Genomic DNA, 21,912 nt, shown 5'->3' with positions numbered 1-21,912 from the left:
TGGTGATGGAGCATCAGCTGGGGATGGGAGAGGGATGTCGTCGCGCTTTGAGGTGGGCCACCTCGTCGACTGCCCGGGGGCACCGGGAATCGGGCGTGTCGGCGAGATCCATGGAGACTCGCTGCGCGTCGACTTTTTTGAGTCCGTGGCCGAGCCTGCGGTCGAGTCGCTCCTCGCGTCACCGTCTCGGTGTCGCCGGGTGACGCTACCGGCCGAGACTCGCGTGTACTGGAGGAACCCCAGTACGGGGGAGTGGCGGGCCGGCCGTGTGAAGGGTGACCGGCTCCCTGAATACTTCGTACAGTTCCCGAACTCAGACTACGACTTTCCCGTACATGAGCACGATCTCCGCGTCCGCTGGGACAGGCCCGTCCGCGACCCGGTCCAGGTGCTGGCATCCGGCGGCAACGAGTCCGGTTACTTCCACGATGCCCGGCTACCGATGCTGCGCAGTCTGGTCGCGCAACGCGCAGCAAGCGCTAACGTGCCCGCTCTGCTCTCTGCGGCCGTGGAGATCTACCCACACCAGGTGCGCGCAGCACTGACCGTCCTTGCAGACCCTGTCCAGCGCTACCTTCTGGCGGACGAGGTTGGGCTTGGCAAGACAGTCGAAGCGGGCTATGTCATCCGGCAGACCATGATCGACAACCCGAGAGCCCGGATCACCGTCATCGCACCAGACGCGCTACGTCGGCAATGGGTGCGTGAGCTCACGGACAAGTTCTTCATCGAAGACTTTCCACAGGCGCGAGTGAAGTTCTCCTCGCACGAGACTCCGGAGAAGTGGCACCAGTACCACGACAGCGACCTCGTGGTGGTAGACGAAGCGCATGCGCTAGTTGAGGCTAGCGGTCCCGGAGAGTCCCCGTACCGTGAACTGTGCGAGTTGGCACATGCGTCGTCAAAGCTGCTACTCCTGTCTGCGACGCCAGTCACCTCTCACTACATCACTCACCTCGGACTACTGCACCTGCTGGATCCAGACCTGTACCGGTGGGACGACCGTGAGGCATTTGAACGACGGTACGCACTCCGGGCCGAGTTGGCCGACAGTGTGTATGGGCTCAATCCGGCTTTCACCTTCTTGCTTCCATCGACGATCGAGGGCATCCGGGGCCTGCTGCCACAGGACACACGCTTCGAGGTCTTGGCTGCGGGGGTCCTCGAACTCCTCGATGAGGACGATGACCTGCGCGATGAGGCCGATCGCCAGGAGATCATGGTTCGCGTCGAGGAGTTGCGAGCTCACATCAGCGAGACGTATCGCTTGCACCGTCGGGTGATCAGGCAGCGCCGTGCTCAGGTGCTTCGTGATGACCCAACGTCAGAGATGGAGCCGTATGAAGTTCGGGGCCGGGAAGAACCTGAGCTTCTCGAGTCCGAGATCTTCGGGCAACAGGCGGCTCAGGACTGCCTGCTCGAGTGGCGCACGGGCATCTGGGATCATCTACTCGACGAGGGTACGGAGGAGCAGCAGGCCTCGTACGCACTCGCTCTTGGTGTGCTCGCTTCCCGGGTATCAGGTCCGGCCGATGACTTTGTGGACGCGCTCCGCTGGCGGGTCCGGCGGGACGCGGCAGCGGGAGACCGCGCTGGTCTAACCGTGCCGGAGCGTCAGCTTCTCTCTGCACCTTGCCTGGTCGAAGAAGAGTCTCGGATCCTGGACGAGTTTGAGGGTCAGCTCACTGAGGCAGACCGGGATACCGATATCAAGGTGCTGGTGCACGCCTTGTTGCCGGTGCTGCGTCAAGGCGGCCGCATCGTGGTGTTCTGTGGTCCCGGAGGGCTGGCCGAGAACCTTGCCGAGCGGCTGCGTACGCAGTTCCCCAGGGCGTCAATCGGCTCGCACACGCGCAGTGCCGGCGTGGAGGAGTCTGAACAGGCTGTCGTCGAGTGGAGCGCTCCGGCTGCCAAGAAGCCCACCCGCGTGCTCATCGCTGACCTGTCCGCCGAGGACGGGCTGAACCTGCAACTGGCTGACGCGGTCGTTCATCTCCGCCTGCCATGGTCCCCGAACAGGCTTGAGCAGCGTCTGGGTCGGATCGATCGGTATCGCGGAGTCAGGTCCGCCGGGCAGGCTACGCCGGCCCGCCAGTATGTCTTGCGTGGATCTGCCGGGGCGGAGTCTTTCCACGATGCCTGGCTATCGGTGCTAATTCATGGCTACGAGATCTTTTCTGAGTCGGCGTCAACGCTTCAGGACGCTATCGCCCAAGGGCTGGCTGACGTATGGGGAGTAGCTCTACGGGAAGGCCCAGACGGGTTCCCCAGGGCTGAGGAGCGCGTTCGCGAAGAAATGGGCGAAGCGCGTCGTCAGATCGACAAGATGGACATGCTGGAGGCCATCCACGAGACCTCCACCGAGGAGCGTGACATCGCATCTGCGCTCGGGGAAATCGAGTGGCAATGGCACAGCATGCGAGACGCCTTGCTGCGATACGCCGGGGACAGTGAGGGAGGGATCAAGTTCCGGCACTACGAGCGCACGGTGGATGGCTGCCCACGCGAAGTCTTCGACCTCGACTCTTCACATCCGCTGATCGCTCCCCGACTCTACGTCCGCGAGCGCTCTCTGCTGTCCCGCACGATGGCCCAGGCGACGTTCAACCGTTCTGCTGCGCTGCGGGCACCCGGCACTCGGTTGTTCCGCATCGGCAACCCCTTCATTGACATGCTGGGTGCCGTCATCGCTGTCGATGACCGAGGCCAGGCGGCGGCGTTTCGGCGTATCGACGGCGACTACAGGGGAGAACCGCTGCCGTACTTTGGATTCGACTTTCTGGTGGAAGCGGACACCTCTGCCGCACTGAGGCTTGTTGCCGACCGTTTGGAGGCGCAGACCGCGCTGCGGCGCCAGGCCGACCGCATCCTTCCGCCATTCATGCTCAAGGTGTGGATTCCGGCTGGAAGCGATGAGGCACTCGTCAGCGGGAGAGTCCGCAACTGGCTGGACGAGAAGTACGACAACCGCAGGGATGAGAACTTCAATGCCCAGCGGATCCGTGACTTGACCGACATCTTCGGCGGCTGGAGGGGCTACCGGAGCTCCGCGGCAGCGGCCGAACAAGGAGCTCGACGGGAGTTGGCAAAGGCCACCGACCTGACCGCCCGCTGCTCTCAGGCCCAGGAACAGGCCCGACGCGTGCTCGCCGTGGCGAAGGCTCAGGCAGAGGCTCGCGAAGCAGCAGGCCACCTGGTGGGGGATGCCGAAAGTTACCTCCGGGACGTGACGGTGACGAACGCATTGGTAGAGGGACTCTCGCGCCCGATCGTACGTGTGGTCTCGGTTACCTGTGTGGTGCGCAGCCAACGGGAGAGGAAGACGAGTGACGCGTGATACGTGGGCGGGAGCCCAAGCGCTATTCAACTCCTGGCCGGATGTGGCGACACACACGTTCGATACGGGCACTCTGCGCCGGCTCGGCGATGCGCTCGCCGGCCTCGCCACGAATGAAGCAGGCTGGCGCGATGTGGCAGCGCTGACCCGGCAGATCCTGCTCGAAGCGCACGCACGCGGCAACACCTCGCGGCTCGAGGTGCCTGTGGACCCGCTGCTTCCCAGCCGCGACCAGTGGCAAGAGGTCCACTGCCAGACCCTGCCGTCGACTCGAGGGCTCCGGGTCTCCGCGCTGCCGTGGCACCCGGAAGTGCCGAGCGGGAAGGCGGAACAGGCCGCAGACGACGACCTGCGGCAGGTACACCTGGGACTTGAATCGCCGCACCGACGGCGACTTGAGCACTGCTCGGCCGATCCTTTTTGGACCGAGGCCCTGGGCTATGAGCACTACCTCTCAATCGGGCAGCGTCAGGCGGCGCGAGCGGTTGCCCTCGCGCCGCCTGGTAGCACAACGATCGTCTGCCTGCCGACAGGGCACGGGAAGACCGAGGTCGCGCTCGCACCCGCCCTGCTTGCGAGCGCACGCAGCGGGGTGTCCGTCATGGTGGTCCCCACGGTGGTCCTGGCGCTCGACATGGAGCGCCGCACCCAGAAGGTCCTCGCGAACGGGGGTCGGCAGAGCCCTACCGGCCGCTACGCATACATCGGCGGTCTCGCTGACGATCTCAAACGCGAGATGCGCGACGACGTGCGCACCGGACGGCAACGATTGCTCTTTACCTCACCAGAAGCTTTGGTCTCCAGTCTTAAGGAACCCTTGGAGGACGCAGCCGAAGCCGGTCTGCTGAAGTATTTCGTCATCGACGAGGCGCATCTCGTCGAACAGTGGGGCAGCAGCTTTCGCCCAGAGTTCCAGACGATGTCCAGCCAGCGCCGGACCTGGCTCAGCACTGCCCCCCAGGGGCTAGAACCCATGACTGTGGCGATGAGCGCAACGCTTACCGAGCAGCAGGTGAACTCATTGGAGAACCTGTTTGCCGGCCCCCAGCCTGCTGAGATCGTGTGGGCGTCAGGGCTGCGTCACGAGCCGAGTTACTACATTGATGCTCGCGATGATGAGGAGGGGCGCCAGGCCGCAGTTCTACGATCACTCTCTCTCTTGCCACGGCCGTTGGCACTGTATGTCACGAAGGTCGACGACGCGGAGGCCTGGACCGAGCGCTTGCGGAGGTCAGGGTTCGCGCGGGTCACGTGCGTGACCGGGAACTCGAACGACGAAGAACGCCGTAGGGCGCTCGAAGGTTGGAGCGGAAGGACCTCCGGCGCCGCGGGGCGCACGCGCTTCGACATCGTGGTGGGCACCTCCGCCTTCGGCCTAGGCATCGATCTTCCCGACGTCAGAACCGTGGTGCATGCCTGCCTTCCGGAAACGGTCGATCGGTACTACCAGGAGGTCGGCCGGGGCGGTCGCGACGGTGCTCCTTCGTTGGCATGTCTCGTGTCGGGGCCCGGGGACGAGTCCGTGGCCAAGGGCATCAACCGGAGTGCAGTGATCACGGCGAGGCGGGCGTTGGAGCGGTGGGAGTGGATGTTCCGCCCGGACGAGCACCTGGGTGCCAACCGCTATCGCGTCAGTCTCGATGCACACCCGGGAGACATGAGCGAGGGTTATGAACGCAATCGAGAGTGGAACATCCGCACGCTGAACCTCATGGTTCGAGCCGGCCTGGTGCGTCTTCACGCCCCCGAGCCGCCCCAGCGCCTCGAAGAGGAGCCGGACGTGGTGTGGCGAGCCAGGTTGGGAGCCTTCTACGCGACGATCGCCACACGTGTCGACGTCTCGCTCGAGGATATTCAGACGAACGTTGGCGACCACTTTGTCAAGAGATTCGATGCGGCTCGCAGCGCGTTGTTGTCCGAGCAGAGGTCGGCCCTGACGCACCTGCAGGCGGCCCTAAGAGGTGACCGTTGCATCGGAGACGTCCTAGGCGCGTACTACCGAGTGCCTCGTCCCCGCGGAAGCCTTCGAACGGGAATCACATGCCGCGGGTGTCCACGCTGTCGGGCGGACGGGGGGCCTGGAGAAGACGGGTTCTACCGCCTGGCGGCGGTACCGCGCCCACCAGTGCCGTTCGCGCTGGGGCGCCCGGAGGATCCCCTCGCGCACTACCGCGGTGACCTGCAGTTTCTGAGCCTGTGGTGGGATGGTGAGCAGGAACGACGGGACCTCGTCCCACAGTTGCTGAAGATGCTCACCCGGCGAGGCATGGCTGTGGTGGGTGGACCGGGCTTGGACGCCCGCACCGTGACACGGCTTCAACGGGACTCACTGCCCCGTCCTGTCATCGTGGACACCGACCACGACCTGTTGAACAGCTACCCAGGACCGGTGCTGTGGCTGCTGGACGACGACGCCGCCAAGTTGGATGACGCAGTGTCAACTCGTTTTGAGGCCGGAGACGTAACCTACCTTCTCCACCCGAAGCGCGTGGAGCACCCCGACCGGCCGGGCCTATCATTGATCGACATCCACCGAGCGAACATCTCGGTTCGCGCTGCTCTGGAGGCGCTCTGATGGCCCTGATCAACGTTGAGGGATCTCTGCCTTCTCCCATGTGGGCGGTGGTTCGGTTCCTCAGCTTCATGAAGAAGCCCGTTCCAGTCGATCAGTGCAGAGCGCTGCTGAGCCCGTCCTCCCTCTCCTCGGACGACGGAGCGACTGACAGAACGTTTGACTTGGCTGTCAGCACGCTCCGAGGACTTGGCCTGGTGAGCGTCGAGGAAGGCAGTGGTGACCTCAGGCTTGCAGACGTCCTGCGGGATCTCGGGCAGGAGGACCTTGATGCTTACACAAGGTTGCTCCGCGACGCCGTCCTCGCGCCTGATCGCAACACTGGACTGGCCGATAGCGCCGACCAATCCGGGCCGCGGGACCTCACTCGGGCGCTGGCGTGGTTCCTGTCCCTGGACCCGATGGACCCACCAGTGAACTGGGAGAGTGCCCAGTTGCAGCAGCAGGGCGCCTTGAAGCCTGAGGTCGGCTCCCTCTTCAGCAACGACATCCGATGGCAGCGCTTCGGGTATTGGGCGCCGGCACTCGGCCTGGCAGCCCGACCGCTCATCCCAAGCAGTGGCAGCAGCCCGCTGACGCCTGACTGCACACCGGCGGTCCGCCAGGCCGTGTTCGAACGGTGGCAACCCGGGATGCACGTCAACGCGGTTGAGACTCTTCTGGCCCTGCGCGGCGCGTTGCCCGTTCTCCCGGGCGGCGGCTACGCACAGGCACTGGGGATCACCAGCCCGGGAGAGACCGCAGCCGGTACGGCGCTGTCGTTCGCCCTGCTGCGCGGTGAGGACGAGGGCTGGCTCCGCTTTGAAAGCAACGCCGACGCGCGTCGCGTGCTGAGCCTCCATGACCCCGAGCGGCCTCTGAGCCCCCGCTACGTGAGCGACATCACGATCCTGGAGGACCACCGTGGCTGACTTCCGAGGCTATCTCTGTTGGGATCCCGCGACGGCGGCCACCACGATCAACACCGAGGCCGTCAGCCCTCCGCGTGCTGTCTTTCTGGCCACCCATGTGCCACTGCGCATCCAGCGGGCCCGGCCGGAAGGCCGCACCCTTGTGAAGGAAGGCCGCCCCGTTGACGAGCAGGTTGTCCTTAAGGACTTCCTGACGCGGAAGTCGGACACCGGAGCCCTGCTAATGCCGATCGTCGGCGATTCGGGATCCGGAAAGTCCCATCTCGTACGCTGGGTGAAAGAGCACATCCCCTCCACGGACAAGCGGCAGGTTATCTACCTCGAAAAGGCCAAAACCAGCCTCCGAGGTGTCATCGAGTCGTTGCTCGCGGAGATCGAAACAGGTGATCTGGCCCAACTGAAGGCAGACCTTGATAAGTTCACCGCAGATGTCGACCAGCCCGCGCTGGCCCGGCGGCTCCTGAACGCGCTCGAGGAGGTCCTCGCAGCAACCACGAGCAAGGATGTCTCCGGACCGGCGCGTGCACTGACAGGACCCCGCGGGCTGGCCGTAATTCTGCAGGACCCGCATGTCAGGGAGTACATGCTGGCCTCCGGCAGATACATTCCCCAACTGGCCGACCAACTCCTGAACGACAGGAGGGACGGCAGCGCCGAGCGTCCGCAGGGCTTTACCACAGATGACCTGCCGTTGGACATCGCCGACGTCAAGTTGGCAGCAAGGGTTACCCAGGACCTGCTAGGTCAGTTGATGACCAGGGGTGACCTCCAGGCCTCTGCGGTGGACCTGCTCAACCAGCACCTGGAGCCGGCTGTCAAGAATGCGGCCAACCTCGGCACGGGACGCCTGCAGGACGCGATGGTGGAGGTCCGCCGGGAGTACGCCAGGCAGGGCAAGGAGATCATTCTTCTCATCGAAGACTTTGCCCTTATCCAGGGCGTGCAGCGTGACCTTCTCGATGCGGTGGTCGAGGCGGCCAACCGAGACGGGAGGACGATCCTCGCACCGATCCGAACTCTGATGGCGGTGACTACGGGCTACTTCCGCGAACTGCCGGAGACAGCGCTCACCCGAGTTCGAGCGACCACTGGATACGTCTACGACCTCGATGTGCCCTATGACAAGGACGACAACGGAGCAGCCCAGATCACGTCGTTTGTGGGCCACTACCTCAACGCAGCCCGCATCGGTCGCGATGATCTGGAGCGCATAGACGACAGCGCTACGCCCAACTTCTGCGAGAGTTGCCCCCTACAGGCCCGATGCCATGACGCCTTCGGTGCTACAGCCGAAGGCCATGGCCTCTACCCCTTCAACGAGCCGGCGCTGATCCGCGCAGTCCACTCGACAGCCCCGAAGAATGAGCCGTGGGCTTTCGTCCCACGCACCGTGTTGGGCAGCGTGGTGCGACCTGTGCTGGTGGAACACGCCAGTAGCCTCAGGGAAGGAGAGTTCCCAAGCCCCCGCTTCCGCGAGCAGTTCCCCACAGCCTCGATTGATCACGCCTTGAGTGGGGCCGTGCGCGAGAGCGTTGACGACAGTGACCACGTCGACGCTGAACGGCGGAAACTGACGCTCGAGTTCTGGGGAGACGCGCCACAGCACGCAGCGGCACTGGACGCGAAGCTCCTCCAGGCGTTCTCCATGGCACCCTTGAGTGCCTCAGGCCGCATCACCCCGGCGGACACGGCCAACCACGGGCCGCAGCGGAGCTCACACTCCGCGCCTGCCCCCGCGCCATCTGCACCAGATACTGCTCTGCCGAAGTCCCTCCTGGCCCGACTCCAGTCCGCCGAGGACTGGATCTCGCGCGATCGAACGCTGGAGCAAGTCACAGCCCGCGAGATCCGAGGGGTAGTCGCGGAAGCGGTGGTCCAACGCTACCGGTGGACCACGCCGCTGATGCAGGCCCAGTCGTCGAAGCTTCTGACCAGTGCGTGGCCACGCGACTCGAGGACAGTCTCAATCGAGGATGCTGTAGGGGAAGGACGCGCCGAGGCGGCGCGTCCCGAGATCCGATTCGACCGCAAGGCTGCGAACAGCGAGTTCTTCAAGAGCGTCCTGTGCGCCAAGCACGGGCGCGGCCGGGCGCGGGCCGAGGACATCCGCCGTCTGAGCCGGTACGCGGACCTGTATTCAGACGCACTAACCTCCGCAGTCCAACGGCACTTGGAGATCTCGGACGACGAACTCGTCCTGGGGATAAGGGCCTCGCTGCTCGGGGCTGCTCTCGCTGGCCGGGCCTGGCCCGGGCTCGATGACGCGGCACTGCTGTCCGTAGTCCTGGACGAGGGGCGGACCTGGACCCGCGCGGATATTGGACTTCGCACCAGGCAGTGGAACGAAACTCTGGCACGACACTTGAAGGCACGACCGGCCTTGGTCGAGCGGATCAGGACAAGCATGGGTATCGCGCAGGGCAGTACGGGTGCCGTCAAGATGATCGATGCCGCTCGGGCAGTGCCGCTGCTCCGCCAGGCCGCGTCCGAATGGAACTGGGACATCGAGGGATTGGTGGTGCCCACATGGGTCAGGCCTGCGGTGATTGGGTTCGCGTCGTGGATGACCTCCGTTGACGATCAGGCCGCTCTCCTTCGAGAGCGTCTCCATGAGGTCCGGTCACGCCAGCCACGCGGCACCGCAAGCAGTCACACGCTCTCCGCGATTCGGGGCGCGCTGACATCTGCGCGAGAGGTGGGACTTCCACTGGCCACCAGCGACGCCGAGCGCATCGAGTCACTCATCCTGCGTGTGCAGGATGCTGACTGGAAGGTCATCTCGGAGCTGGAAGACGATCTGGAGAAGGCAGCCGGCCCGAACCGCTCCGAAGGAGCTCAGCGGACCGCCCTCGTCGTCGCAGCCGTCCGGGAGCGAGGGGACGCGTTCGAGGACATCCGCCAGATCCTCGTCGCAGCCGATGCCTGGCTCGACGAGGCCCTGAACAGCGCGGAGTCCCGGAGCGGCGAGGCCGGCGACAGCGCGGCACTAGGGGTTCAGGAACTGCTCAACGAGTGGCGTGAACTGGCCGTGGCAAGGGGCGATGAACAGTGAGCGAGATGTCGGTATACGACAAGGCGACGCAACTTCAGAACCACGCCCGCCGTCTAGCGGCAGGCGCTGCCGGAGATCGAGAGGCGGGCAGGATCGCCGAGCGCATCGCAGAACTGAGGGTGCAGCTGAACGAACTCCGTCAACAGATCAGTGTGGCCCGCGCACTGCAGGCCCAAGGGGCCTACGACTTCGCCAGGCTCTCTGACGTGGAGGATGGCCGCGTCGGGTTCGAACGCAAGGCGCAGCCTGGGGCACTGCCTTCGAACGATGTGTTCAAGACCGCCAGACAGAAGGTCAAGGCCGCTACCCAGCGCGCGGAGAGCGAGGTCCAGGCCGCTTGGTCGACCTGGTCCAATGACCGCCTGAGCGCTCTTCCTCTGGCCAGGATCCCCATGCTGCCCCCAGACGAGCAGCAGGTGGCCCGCGAACGCCGCGCAGAACTGGAGCGCGCCGCCAAGAACGGCAAGGCCACCACGTCGGGCATCGCCGTGTTTGCAGCCACAAGTGCCGCACTGGCTGAGATGCTGCACGACGCCCAAGACCCACCAGACGAGTTGCTGGCGCTCCTGGACAGGCTGGGGAAGCGGCCCGTCTCACTGCGCGAAGTGACAGACGAGGAGATCGCGTTGCTGCGGGCATACGCGATCGACGACCAGATCGGATTGCTGAGGAAGGGCGCGTGACCCAGCGCATCAACAGTGATTTCGCCAACGAACTCCTCAACCGCTTGGAGGATCTAGAACTCCCCCTTCTCGCATGGGGCATGACCGAGGGTGCGCTCGCCGAGACGGAAGTCCTCACGGTCATCGAGGAGACCCTCACGTGCCACCCGACGCCGCCAGCAGACACGACGGCCGACGATGTGCTCGATCAATGCCGGGACATGGCCCTGCTGTTCTGCGTGCCCGGAAGCTCCCCACCTCGCTACCGAACACGCCTGGCCGAGTCGCTGCGCCTGACGGCAGGGCTACGTCAGCTGTTCGCCCCACGCAGTTGGGCGGGTCCGCCCGAAGCCGGATGGTGGCAGCACGGGAAGCGACTGGTCGCTGACTACCGGCTGCACATTGCTCCGCGGCGCTACCCTCGGCGCGACATCGAGGCAGCCACAGTTCTCCAAGAGTTGGCATCCCTCACCGGATGGGAAGAGGTCCAGCAGTACATCGCGGCTGCCCAGCTCCAAGGGCGCTCCTTGGCCCGTTTCCAGGTGGATGCCTCTAAAGCCATCTTCGCCTCATTGGGACAGCCCCAGTCCAAAGGACTGATCATCGGCGCCGGAACCGGCAGCGGTAAGACACTCGCGTTCTACCTCCCGGCATTCGCCGCGATGGCACAAGAGGCTCGCCCCGGTTCCGCCCGCGTGCACACGCTCGCTCTGTACCCGCGCAAGGAACTGCTACGCGACCAACTCCGCGAGGCAGTCCGCACCGCCGACATGATCGGCGACGCGCTACACCGGGCCGGCCGTCGGCCCCTGCGGATCGGCGCCTTGTACGGCGACACTCCCTGGAACGCTCGCGATCGCAGGCTGGAGGCCGGCGCGAACGCTTCGGGCGCATGGACGAGGAAGCGCGGCGGGGCGGTATGTCCGTACCTGACTTGTCCTCAGTGTGAGACTGGCGACTTGCTGTGGTCCGACGAGGACCGGAGGGAAGAAAAGGAGGTGCTGACGTGCGTTAAGTGCCGCCACACAATCCCTCACGGGAGCATTGCCCTGACTCGGGACTCTCTTCGCAGGACGCCGCCCGATCTGCTCTTCACTACGACGGAGATGCTCAACCGGAACAGCGCGAATCCCGATCTGGAAGGCTTGCTGGGCTGGCGGGGCGGGAGCCCGCCGGCTCTCGTGCTGCTCGATGAGGTTCACACGTACTCCGGCATGCATGGCGCACAGGTAGCCCTGCTGCTGCGTCGTTGGCGCAAGGCAACCCGAAGGACGATGACCTTCGTCGGGCTGAGCGCAACCCTTAAGGACGCCGACCGGTTCTTCGCAGAACTCGTGGGGCTGCGCGCCAGCGATGTGGAATCCATCGAACCGAGCGTCACAGACATGGTGGCTGAGGGCCGCGAGTACGCGATCGCCCTGCGCGGCGACCCGGTCGCCGGTGCGAGCCTGCTGTCGACCTCGATCCAGACCGCGATGCTGTACGGGCGGGTCCTGGACCCGGATAGCGAACGGTTCCTCTTCGGTTCCACTGGCTTCCTGTTCACGGACGATCTGGACGTCACCAACCGCTTCTATGACGACCTGCGGGACGCAGAGGGAGGGCAATCGCGCTCTGGTGGACGCGCTGGTGCCAAGCCGGTGCTCGCCGGGCTGAGGGCGGTGGAGCGGCCTGAACATGCCGCGCGCTACCGTGACGGCCAGTCCTGGGATGTGGTGGAGCAGGTCGGGCACGACCTTGATCCGGGCCTGCGCCGTGGTGAACTGCGCATCGGACGAACCTCCTCACAGGACGTGGGCGTCGATCTCGGGGCCGATCTCACCGTTGCCACCGCCTCGCTGGAGGTCGGCTTCAACGACCCGCGTGTCGGGCTGGTAATGCAGCACAAGGCTCCGCGCGACGCTGCAGCCTTCATCCAGCGACGCGGCCGGGCCGGCCGTCAGAGGGGCACTCGCCCGATCACGGTGATCACACTTTCCGACTACGGCCGCGACCGCCTCGCCTATCAGGCCTACGAGACGCTGTTCGCCCCACAGGTGCCTATACGGCGGCTACCTATCGGGAACCGGTTCGTCCTGAAAATCCAGGCGGCCCAGGCGCTCCTGGACTGGCTCGGCCAAAAACTACGGTCCCGCAGAGTATGGGCGGATCCCCGTGTGCTTCTCGCGGCTCCGAGGAATGGCCTCCGCTCCGAAGACGACCAGGCCCGCGAACTGCTCGCCACCCTCCTGCAGACTCTCCTGGACGACCCACGTCTCCAGGACGATCTCGCCAACCACCTGCGCAGCGCGCTGCAGGTCAGTGCCGATGAGGCGCAGGCCCTACTGTGGGAGCAGCCGCGGTCGCTCCTACTCGGAGTCGTGCCCACCACTCTGCGCCGCGTAGGCAACCGCTGGAAGTCCCTACGCGACGACCCCGGGGCGACGCGCGGGAGTTTGCTGCCCGAGTATGTGACCCGGTCGCTGTTCGAGCCGCTGAATCTGCCCGAAGTGGAGCTCGAACTGCCCTTTGATGGAGGGGAGTCGGACGAGCGGCTTCCCATCGCCAAGGCGCTTAGGGAGGCCGTGCCCGGCCGAGTGAGCCGACGCTATGGTCATCGGCGTGACGAACATCGAACCTGGCTACCGATGCCGGAGCCAGGCAGGAGCGAACTGGACCTGCTGCAACTCGTTGCCAGCGGCACTCCCGAAGGCCCCTGGCGCCCGCACGGAGTCGACGGCGAGATCGAGGTGGTACGACCCCACCGGCTGATTCTGCAGAGTCCGCCAGCTGACATCACTGACCGCTCCCAGGGAACTCCCTGGTGGCACACCGAGATTGTCGTCCCCGACGACGCACCGCCCAGTCCCGGCGACCTGCCCGATCCTTCTCCCTGGCGGCAGCGCGTCGCCGGCATCGGCTTCGCAACGCACGCCGCCGGAAACCCGGTCGAGGTCCGACGCATGACGACCGGAGCAGAGTGCGACATCAACTACGAACGCGGTCGCAGCGAGAGCCGCACCGTCCGCTACACCCTGCGGGGGCGTCCTGCCGCATTGGGCTTCCGGCTGGGAGTTGACGCCGTACGCATCAGTGTGACCCCAATTGACCTCTCGGATCCTGCAGTACTCAACTACCTGACTTCGCCGCAGTGGCGGTCCCTCGCATTTGCCAGGGCCGTCGCCGAAGATCCCGCCCTCGCCGAACTGGCGAACTCCTTTCAGCGTGACCGACTGGCGCAGGTCTACCTCACTGCCTTTGCTCTCGCCGGCCTCGACGGGGATCGCACCAGCGAGGAGATCAGCACTGAACTAGCAGCCGGCTCATGGAGGCTGGACCTTCCGGAGATCTTCCGGGTGCTGTATCGCGAAGCCGATTCAACCGGTCACGGTGTGGACAATGACCGACTGGTCACCGCTCTGACCGAACTGGCGCGTGATCAGCGAGTCATCGATGCCCTCAACCGGGCCGGGCAGCTGCTGGTCGCGCCGGACATTGCGGTGCGCACCGCGGACCTGGCACTACGTGTGTACAACGACACTCTGGCTGCCGCCATCCTTGCTGCGGCGCTGCGCGCCTGCCCAGACGCGCAGGATGGCGATTTGATTGTCGATGTGTTGCCCGGGGCCGACTCCGGGAATCCAGCGGTGGTCTGGTTGAGTGAGACTTCCATCGGCGGTCTGGGCGTGGTCGAACAGTTTGTCCGCTCGTACACCGAGGATCCACGCAGGTTCTGGGGACTGGTGGCTGCGGCGCTTGCGCCAAGCGACTACGAGTACGTTGATGCTGCCGTGACCCGGTTGCTCCGTCACCTGGGCGTAGAGCCAGGAGGAACAGCAGCGCGCGCAATGGCGACACTTCGAGGCTCGGTGCCTGCGATGGAGGCGGAGAGATCGCTCGGAGCCCTGCGCCGAGCCTGGGCGCTCCTTGACGGACCGCCGCGGCACAGTGCGGTGGCGGCCCTGTCCACCAGGCTGCTGCGGCCTGGCAGTAGTCCAGACACTGATTCCGCAGTACTCGCCCTTGTCGACAGTTGGACGGCGTTGGAGAGGCGGCTCGGTATCGAGGTTGACGCCCCGGTCATGGCATACGCTGTCGGATCGGGCCGTCTGCAGTTGGGTGGCACGCGGCGGCTGAGCGCAGACCAGGCGTTCAGCATGCTCTGGCCTCGTGGCCGGCAGGCCCGCACCCAGCACCTCGAGCACTATCAGCCTTACGCCGACCGACCGATTCTGGACAGGCTGCTCATGGAGGCCGCCTACGACGACAGACTTCCGCGGATCGATGTGACAGCCGCCGACTGGGCAATGAGATACCAGAAGGTCATGGCTGAGTCCGCAGCGGTGGATCTCGTCTGTCCGGCTGCCGATGGTCGGGCTATGGGCGATGCGCTGGTCCAAGTCCCCGTCCTTCGCGTGGACCGTGATGTCATGCGCGTCTACGGCGAGGTCCGCGGGTTCGCCAGGCACGGTGACGAACTCAGGGCTCGGGTGGAACTGCGGGAGGCCGTGCAGTGAGCAGGTTGGAACGAACAGTCCGTACGGGCGCGCGCACCGGCCTACACGTCGACACCATGCTGGCTGCGGCCCTCCTGGGGGAAGTGCTCGCACCGAGTGACGACCTCTGGCTAGTGTCGCCGTGGATCACGGACGTACAGGTTCTGGACAACAGCCAGGGCGCCTATGACGCCATATTCCCTGAGGCGCCGCCATCCGGATGTCGGCTCTCCGACATCCTGGCTCGCGCGGCCGCCGCGGGGGCACGCGTGCATGTGGTCACTCGCCCGGACCCTCACAACGACGACTTCCTGCGGAGGCTCAGCACTACGGCACCGACGACACAACTGCGCATCACGTGTGACGCCGACGTGCATGAGAAGACCCTGTCTGGCGGGGACTGGATCCTCAGCGGATCGATGAATTTCACCATCCGTGGCATGAAGGTGAACGACGAGTCGGTGACGTACAAGGTGGGAGGGGCGGACGCCGCCCAGGCGCGGCTAGACCTGGCGGAACGCTGGAAGGATGGCGTGTGACACGGCAGCAGCACCAGAGGATGCGGACCCGCGAGGAGATCGAGTCCTTCCTAGCGCGGTTCTTTGGTCCTGGGAACGACGCCTGGCCCAACCTGGAGCCGGGCCATCCGGGTGAGAGGGACGCTGCGCCCTTCGTTGAAGTGCTACGAAGAGGAGCCGATACACCCGTCGTCCTGCCGCGGCGGGACATCGCACGCGACTGGTTTGCCGCGTACGTCATCGCCCGGGATCCGGCCGATGCAACGAAGGCAGCAGATCTGATCAACGCTTTTGCTGGTCCGACCTACGTCATCGACGAGGTCGTCCGCCCCATTCGATTGGATCCCAACGATCCAGTGGAGCAAGCAATCCTCGATTTCGCGGGCTCCGGTTCGACCTTCAGGCTCCGTACGGGTGTGCACCGTATGCACCGCACGAAGCTGATCGAATCCCTCCAGTTGATGCAGAGGACTGCGGCCGGTCGGCCGCCCCGGCTATGGCGAGTGGCCAAGCCAGTCGGGCGGTTGCTGGCCGAATTCGAGGCCGCTCTGGCGGCAGGTGGGCAGGCGTCGTCTGGAGATGTGCTGGAGCAGTTGGCCGCCGCCGGTGGTGTCACTGCGACGAACCTGGCTTGCCTGAGGATCAAACGGCTCTACCGGCTTGGACTCAGCGCAGAACTCCTCGCGATGCCCGGCCTGGCCGACGTTGTCCGACAGGATCCGCCCGGACCTGTGAAGGAGGCGATCCTCGGCGCGATCTACGCGATGGCCTTGCAGGAGCCGCTGAGTGCCGGGGACGTCGAGGCTGCGAAAGAGGCTCTCATCGCAGCCGGACGGTACGTCCCGGACCTGCTCGACGGCGACATGCGTACGTACGAAGCGGGCGCGTTGACTGTTGCCCTGCTCGCTGCCTCAGTGAGGAGCGACGTTGCCACCCTGACACGTCTGGTGAGGGACCTGCGGGAAGCCGGGCAGTGGGAAATGCTCCCGGCCCTGGTCTGGGATGACGCTGTGCGTCTCCTTGAAGGCTCCGCAGCACCGCAACATGACGGGGAAGCGGAAGGGGAGCCAGGCGCGGCAGTTACCGGAGAGCCCAGTGCTCCGTCGGCGGAACTGGTCGACCTCCCAGAGACCGCGCCGCCGGTCGACTCATGGCACAGCCTCATCGCGGCCGTCGCGGAGGACAGACCTGAAGGCAAGGCGGTGTTGCGGGCGGCCTCCTGGACTTCGTGGTCGCCACCCGCTTCGGACGACCAGGCGATCGCAGATGTCCTCGACAACTTGGGGGTGGTGCCGGCAGAACGGGCGTGGGGAGCCGTAGGCCCGTTCATCGATGCGGTCGGCTACCAGTTGCCAGCTGGCCGTGCCGCGCGGGCGTTCATCCGTAACGCCCTGACGTTCGACCGGTTCGCCCCTGGCGATCTGCTAGCCCTGCACGCGCTATCGGAGATTGCGCTGAGGGCCGCTCCAAGCGCGGAGGACTATGGGGATCTGCTAGATGAGATCGGCTCCGAGTGTGACCGTTGGGTTGCTGCCGAGCGTGCGTCGATCGCCTTGGACTTCGTCGATCGGCTGGTACTCGCGGCGTGCCCAGACGTTGAGGCACGCGGCAATTTGGCCTACGCCCTGCTGGAGCCACTATGGCGACACCAGGCCCGCCTTCAAGAGGCCGATCTGGCATTCGCGCGGCGGCTCTCGAACGAACTCGGCATCGAGTTCACCTGGGCGCAGCCGGACAGCGACGGGGTGGAACACACACCGCTCGCGGACCTCCCGGCACTCAACGTTTTGCTTTACTCGCTAGACCACGCGGTGCTCGCCCGTTGCGCGGACGAACTCAACCGTCTCGCGCCCGCGGTGAAGGTGACCACAGCCCATGACCACGTCGGTGGTCCACAGCTTCGCCAGAAGGCGCGCGGCGCCGACGTCATCGTCATAGCCACACGTTGCGCAAAGCATGCAGCGACTGGGTTCATCTCCCAGCACTCGGGCTCCGCGCAGATCGCCTATGCGGACGGTAGCGGGTCGGCCTCGATGCTCCGCGCTTCAGTCAGCGGCTTGCGCGCCGCAGTCGCCGATCACTGATCAACGGTGGCCGCCCGCATGGCGGCCACCGTTGAACAGCCAGCCGGAAACTCTAGCCCTGGACGACCCGCAATAGGTGGGTGGTGAGCAGCCGAACGTCGTTTGGCGTGTTCTGAAGGCTGTTCCAACGCCGCTCGTCGCCGTCTGCGAACTTCCAGGTGCCCGACGTCCACGCCGTATCTGGCCGGAGTCGCTCGAGGGCCTCACGAACCTTGACGCAGCGTACATCTTCGGCTGACATACCCTCAGTGAGGCTGTCCATGACGAAGCCCATCGCCTGGATTCCCACTCCATGCGTGAGACGAGAATTGCGAGGCGGGAGCTTCCAGGCATCGGGGAAGATCTCCCACACCATGGTCCAGAAGGCTTGAAGATGACGGAGCATCTGCTCCACATCGCCGCTGCCGTCGACCGGGCTCCGGTATTGGTACAGCGCTCCCTCAAAGAGGCTGTGCTCAACCATCTTCAGGAGGCTGTTGTCCTTGATGTACCCGTCTGGCGCCGTGGGGCTCGCAATCCTCGCGCGAAACGCGCCAGTAGAGTCAGTATTGAGGCGGGTCATGATCTGTGACGGGAGCTTGCGCCGGGCGTACGCAGGCGGCAAGTGCCCTGTGGTATCCGGCAACAACTCGTGGATGAGGCCCTTGGGAAGAGGCTTGGTGGAGTTCACCAGGATGAACTGGGAGCGTTGCTCCTCCTGACCGTCGGCGATAAAGCCAACCGCCGCGACCGGGAACTCGGCAAGATCCGCGTCGCGGATGGCGGCGGCACGCTGCTGACCATCGACGAGCCAGGCCGGCTTCTCACTCTCGGGCAGGGATTCGTCGACCGGAATTACCAGCTCTCCAGGAGTTGAGTACTCTACCGATCCGCTCCGGATGCCAGGAACGAATTCGACACGCTTGTCGAAGGCCAGGACCACGGCGTTGGGAAGCATCGATCCATCTGACTCCAGATAGCGCCGGATGGCCCGGATGTGGCTGAGCACCTCGGGCCTCTGGTAGCCCTGGAGATGCTCTTCCTCGTCACGACGGACACGGGAGACGGCTGCAAAGTTTGGCAGCTTCTTGCCGTCGATGCCAAAGCAATAGATTCGCCGGTTGCCCTGGCGAATCTCGAGGGCAGGAATCCGCAACGTGTATTGGTCGGCCACATCATCTCCTAGGTATACGGGGCGGCCGACTGGCTCGGCCTGCAGGCTTTATCGAGAGAAGGACAGGGCGCGCATCTTGGTCTCCAAGACCGCGAGATTGTGAAATCCCCTGCGCTTGTTGCGCTCGGTGCCGCGGAATATCGCGATCTCTACGCCGTGCGCTCGGCAGAGGGCGCAAGGGCAGGTCCGCCAGGGGGCAGCCTCTAGGGTCCGCTCGTAGCGGCCCAGGTAGCTCTTCTTCTTCGGATCGGCCACCAGAGTCTCGTATTCACCTAGCGAGGCGAGAACGTCTTTCAATGGGACGCGATTTTGGTCGAATCCTCGCAAGTTCTTCAAGCATTCCCGCTCTGCTTTCATTGCTGCAGCCTGCGAGACAGCTCCAGAGAGGATCTGTCGCTTGAGTGTGGGATTTCCATCTACTTGCGGCACCCGGATTGCGGCGAAGGCATCTTCCCTGGTGTGGTAATTATTCCGTTCATCCATGAAAGCCTGGCGGAAAGCGGACGTGCTGTCGAAACTCGTCACCCCATGCTCCGCGAAGACCTCCATGCTGTCCACGCGAGTAATTCCCAGCAAGTGGAGTTCGGTCTTCGGGAGGCGGACGTCGTCGATCCTCTCGAGGCACGCCAGGATCTCCTTGGTCTTCAACGGCACCATGCCTCCGAGAGCGATGCGCTGATAGCCCATGTCCTGCAATCGAGCCACACTGTCCGCGTAGCTGTCCGGGCTCCAGCCCTGCGCAGCTCCAACCGGAACAATCTTTCGCCCTCGTGACTCGACGGCAGCCAGGAACTTCTCGGCGAGCCGCAGGGAGATCTGCCGACGCTCGGCCCAAGCTGAATCAACGTCATCCTCGCTGACGTCCGGCGCATAGCCAAAGATGACGTGGTCGACACTGACCCCCTCGTCAAATCCACAGCCCTCGTAGAAATCAAGGACTTCTTCGACAGAGTAAGGCGGATATTCTTCCTCGACATAGTTGAAGGCACCACAGTCGCCGAGGCTCACCACAGTGTCGGGAAGCCGGAAGAACTTCCTGATTCCGAACCGATAGAGCCTTGCTCGCTGTGGCGCGGTATACTTCCCGCTACCTTTGACGGATCCATCAACAATGGCCTTGCTTACCAGGATTCCATCATAAGGAGCAGGCGTCACCACCTCGTGGGCATATCGATCGTCACGTTGCCGGACGCGCGTCGGAGAATATTCGTCATTCATGAAGTCGTATGTCGGACTGACCAGGTCCTGACTGTCCGGGAAGTAAAATCTCACGAGGCGCTCATCCTTGACTGGACATAGACTCGGACTAGAAAATTCGAGAGAGTGCTAATGTGGCGAGGCGTATTCTGCAGCTCGTCCCACGAGGTGTTGAGTTCGCGCCAGCGCCCATTCATCCAATGGCAGTGGGGCTTGATCAGAGCCAACTCTTTCCGCGTCTGCGCGAGAGCGTCATTCGACCGAAGGTCGACATTGGCCATAATTCGATCCATAAGCCGACCCATGGAACGGATCCCGACGCCGTGCATCAGCCGACTCTTATTTGGCATGATTCCCCACGCTTCTGGAAACGTCTGCTGGACAGCAGTCCAATACGTGATAAGAATATTTCGGATCGCGGCCGTGTCGGTTGTCCCATTTGAGAGATTCCGATGCGGGAAGAGAATTCCAGCCGAAGAATTGAGTGACTCTTCAATGGCGAGGATCAGGCTGTTGTCCGTGACCACGGCGTCGGACTTCTGGGCAGGCGTGGTGGACGCGCGCTTGATCAACCCGCGGAACGGGGAATCGTGATCCTGGTTGAGGGCGTTCACCAGCACCGAAGGCAACTTGCGCGCGGACAGCTTGGTCGGCAGCGGAGTCGCAACCTCGGGGAGGAGTTCGGACACGAGGTTCGTCGGCAAAGGTGACACGGTGTTGACTCGAAGAAACTGGTCCCGCTGGACGTCCAACTCTTCAGCTACGAAACCTGCGACCGTGATCGGCAGTCTGGAGTGCCGGGTGCGCGCCAGAGCGAGACTGCGCTGCTGGCCATCGACGATCCAGGCCGGGCGCGGCTCGTCGCTGGAGGTGGGAAGTGGGATCTCCAAGGTGCCACTCGTCGCGAGGCCGTCACTACTCGAGGGCCCGGGACTGGACTTGAAGCGCACTGTAGAAGGCAGAGCGAGAATGAGCCCGTTAGGGAAGAGCACTTCGTCGCTGTCGAGGTACTCCAGGATCTGCTTGACGTGCTGCTTCTTCTCCGGCCGCTGATACCCGATGAGTTTGCCCGCCTCGTCGCGGGAGATGCGGGCGACATCCGCTACCTGGTCGACCTCTTCCGCAGCCAGCACGAAGACGTACAGCGGAATCGTCGGGTGCTGATGGACCCGTAGAGCTCGACGCTTGAGAATCGTAGCGGTCATCGCTCCTCCAAGGTCTCGACGTACAACATGGCAAACCTCTTCTGCTCGCACGCGAGCCCGGTGTCTCTCAGCAGGCGGTGAAGCCTGGTTCGTGAGTAATCAGGGTGAAGTTGCGCGTGGCACCTGATGAAGTCTTTGACCGCGTCGTCAGTCAGTGGTTTGCGGTCATAGCGCTCGGCCTTATCCGCTGTTGCCGCCCAGCGTCCCCAGGATCGCGCGGTGGCTGCCGCGGTCAGCTTGCCGTCAGCACAGTGGCGGAGCCAGGACGCAGCCATACGCACATTCAGGCTGGTGAGGGTGCCCCCAAGCGCGCTTCGCAGCGTCGCCCGCGCAGGGACTCGCAACACACCCGGAACCTCGGTGGAACCGCCTACCAGCACAGCCTCGGTTCCGGCAGCGCCGAGTGCGGACAGGTCATCCCGCAGTGCGTTGCCGTACACCTCGGACAGAGATAGCAAGACTGCGCCGCGTCGCCCGAGATCCTCCAGGGTCGCGCGCCCGCGCCCCACCTGGAGGTGGTTCCACCACTGCACGGAGTCGGCCGTGCTGCCGGCCACGGAGTCAGCGTGGCGACGGCTGAAGGTCGCCGCGTACGCAGGCGCTGAGACGGTGATGGGCTGCAATCCGAGGCCGGCTGATGCGACCCACATCTGCGGGGTGAAGCCCGCCTTCACAGCTGCGCCAGCCAACTGCCGGGCCTGTACCCAGTGTTCGCCTTGGTAGAGGTCGCAGAGGGGGACAAGGCC

At 64.6% G+C, this 21,912-nt stretch carries 12 protein-coding genes; 8 read left to right on the top strand and 4 right to left on the bottom strand.

Translation table 11 applies throughout. The annotated features are described in order from the left end of the window. Positions 1 to 34 precede the first annotated feature (34 nt). The 8 genes from dpdE to dpdD are packed head-to-tail and all read left to right on the top strand — an operon-like array spanning position 35 to position 17,611. Entirely contained in the window at positions 35 to 3,337 is a 3,303-nt protein-coding gene (dpdE, locus tag ABH940_RS16275; protein ID WP_370066424.1) for a protein DpdE, read from the top strand. Then, positions 3,327 to 5,912 carry a protein DpdF gene (gene dpdF / locus ABH940_RS16270; protein ID WP_370066422.1) on the top strand — a complete coding sequence of 862 codons (2,586 nt, stop codon included), beginning with the start codon at positions 3,327 to 3,329 and terminating at the stop codon, positions 5,910 to 5,912. Before dpdE ends, dpdF begins: the two co-directional genes overlap by 11 nt. Then, positions 5,912 to 6,820, top strand: a complete 909-nt coding sequence (dpdG, locus tag ABH940_RS16265; RefSeq protein ID WP_370066420.1) for a protein DpdG — start codon at positions 5,912 to 5,914, stop codon at positions 6,818 to 6,820. The genes dpdF and dpdG overlap by 1 nt, the downstream gene beginning before the upstream one ends. Continuing rightward, positions 6,813 to 9,872, top strand: coding sequence for a protein DpdH (gene dpdH, locus ABH940_RS16260; protein ID WP_370066418.1), 3,060 nt, complete (start codon positions 6,813 to 6,815; stop codon positions 9,870 to 9,872). Before dpdG ends, dpdH begins: the two co-directional genes overlap by 8 nt. After that, on the top strand, positions 9,869 to 10,555 hold the full coding sequence (locus ABH940_RS16255; RefSeq protein ID WP_370066416.1) for a hypothetical protein: 687 nt from the start codon (positions 9,869 to 9,871) through the stop codon (positions 10,553 to 10,555). The genes dpdH and ABH940_RS16255 overlap by 4 nt, the downstream gene beginning before the upstream one ends. Beyond that, positions 10,552 to 15,030, top strand: a complete 4,479-nt coding sequence (gene dpdJ, locus ABH940_RS16250; protein ID WP_370066414.1) for a protein DpdJ — start codon at positions 10,552 to 10,554, stop codon at positions 15,028 to 15,030. Before ABH940_RS16255 ends, dpdJ begins: the two co-directional genes overlap by 4 nt. Continuing rightward, positions 15,027 to 15,548 (top strand): phospholipase D-like domain-containing protein DpdK, encoded by a 522-nt coding sequence (gene dpdK / locus ABH940_RS16245; RefSeq protein WP_370066412.1) that lies wholly within the window; start codon positions 15,027 to 15,029, stop codon positions 15,546 to 15,548. Before dpdJ ends, dpdK begins: the two co-directional genes overlap by 4 nt. Beyond that, positions 15,545 to 17,611, top strand: a complete 2,067-nt coding sequence (gene dpdD, locus ABH940_RS16240) for a protein DpdD (RefSeq protein ID WP_370105498.1) — start codon at positions 15,545 to 15,547, stop codon at positions 17,609 to 17,611. The genes dpdK and dpdD overlap by 4 nt, the downstream gene beginning before the upstream one ends. A gap of 52 nt (positions 17,612 to 17,663) precedes the next feature. Here dpdD and dbpB (ABH940_RS16235) read toward each other — a convergent pair whose 3' ends face one another. Genes dbpB (ABH940_RS16235) through ABH940_RS16220 form a run of 4 tightly spaced genes read right to left on the bottom strand, consistent with a single transcriptional unit; the run spans position 17,664 to position 21,723 of the window. Then, positions 17,664 to 18,764: a DGQHR domain-containing protein DpdB gene (dbpB, locus tag ABH940_RS16235; RefSeq protein ID WP_370066407.1), complete on the bottom strand. Its 1,101-nt coding sequence runs from the start codon at positions 18,762 to 18,764 to the stop codon at positions 17,664 to 17,666. A 48-nt stretch (positions 18,765 to 18,812) separates the two neighbouring features. Then, the gene (dpdA, locus tag ABH940_RS16230) at positions 18,813 to 20,036 is read right to left on the bottom strand and encodes a tRNA-guanine transglycosylase DpdA (RefSeq protein ID WP_370066405.1); all 1,224 of its coding nucleotides are present in this window, start codon (positions 20,034 to 20,036) and stop codon (positions 18,813 to 18,815) included. Then, positions 20,033 to 21,166: a DGQHR domain-containing protein DpdB gene (gene dbpB / locus ABH940_RS16225; RefSeq protein ID WP_370066403.1), complete on the bottom strand. Its 1,134-nt coding sequence runs from the start codon at positions 21,164 to 21,166 to the stop codon at positions 20,033 to 20,035. Before dbpB (ABH940_RS16225) ends, dpdA begins: the two co-directional genes overlap by 4 nt. Continuing rightward, positions 21,163 to 21,723 carry a hypothetical protein gene (locus ABH940_RS16220; protein WP_370066401.1) on the bottom strand — a complete coding sequence of 187 codons (561 nt, stop codon included), beginning with the start codon at positions 21,721 to 21,723 and terminating at the stop codon, positions 21,163 to 21,165. The genes dbpB (ABH940_RS16225) and ABH940_RS16220 overlap by 4 nt, the downstream gene beginning before the upstream one ends. Positions 21,724 to 21,912 lie beyond the last annotated feature (189 nt).

Source organism: Streptacidiphilus sp. BW17 (assembly GCF_041262485.1).
Lineage (GTDB): Bacteria > Actinomycetota > Actinomycetes > Streptomycetales > Streptomycetaceae > Streptacidiphilus.
Note: the sequence above shows the minus strand (reverse complement) of the source record. Positions and strands in the feature narration are given on the sequence as shown.

Excerpts from the sequence above, each read along its gene's own strand:
- dbpB (WP_370066403.1), bottom strand. The coding sequence starts at position 21,166 with ATGACCGCTACGATTCTCAAGCGTCGAGCTCTACGGGTCCATCAGCAC.
- dpdE (WP_370066424.1), top strand. The coding sequence starts at position 35 with ATGTCGTCGCGCTTTGAGGTGGGCCACCTCGTCGACTGCCCGGGGGCA.
- dpdG (WP_370066420.1), top strand. The coding sequence starts at position 5,912 with ATGGCCCTGATCAACGTTGAGGGATCTCTGCCTTCTCCCATGTGGGCG.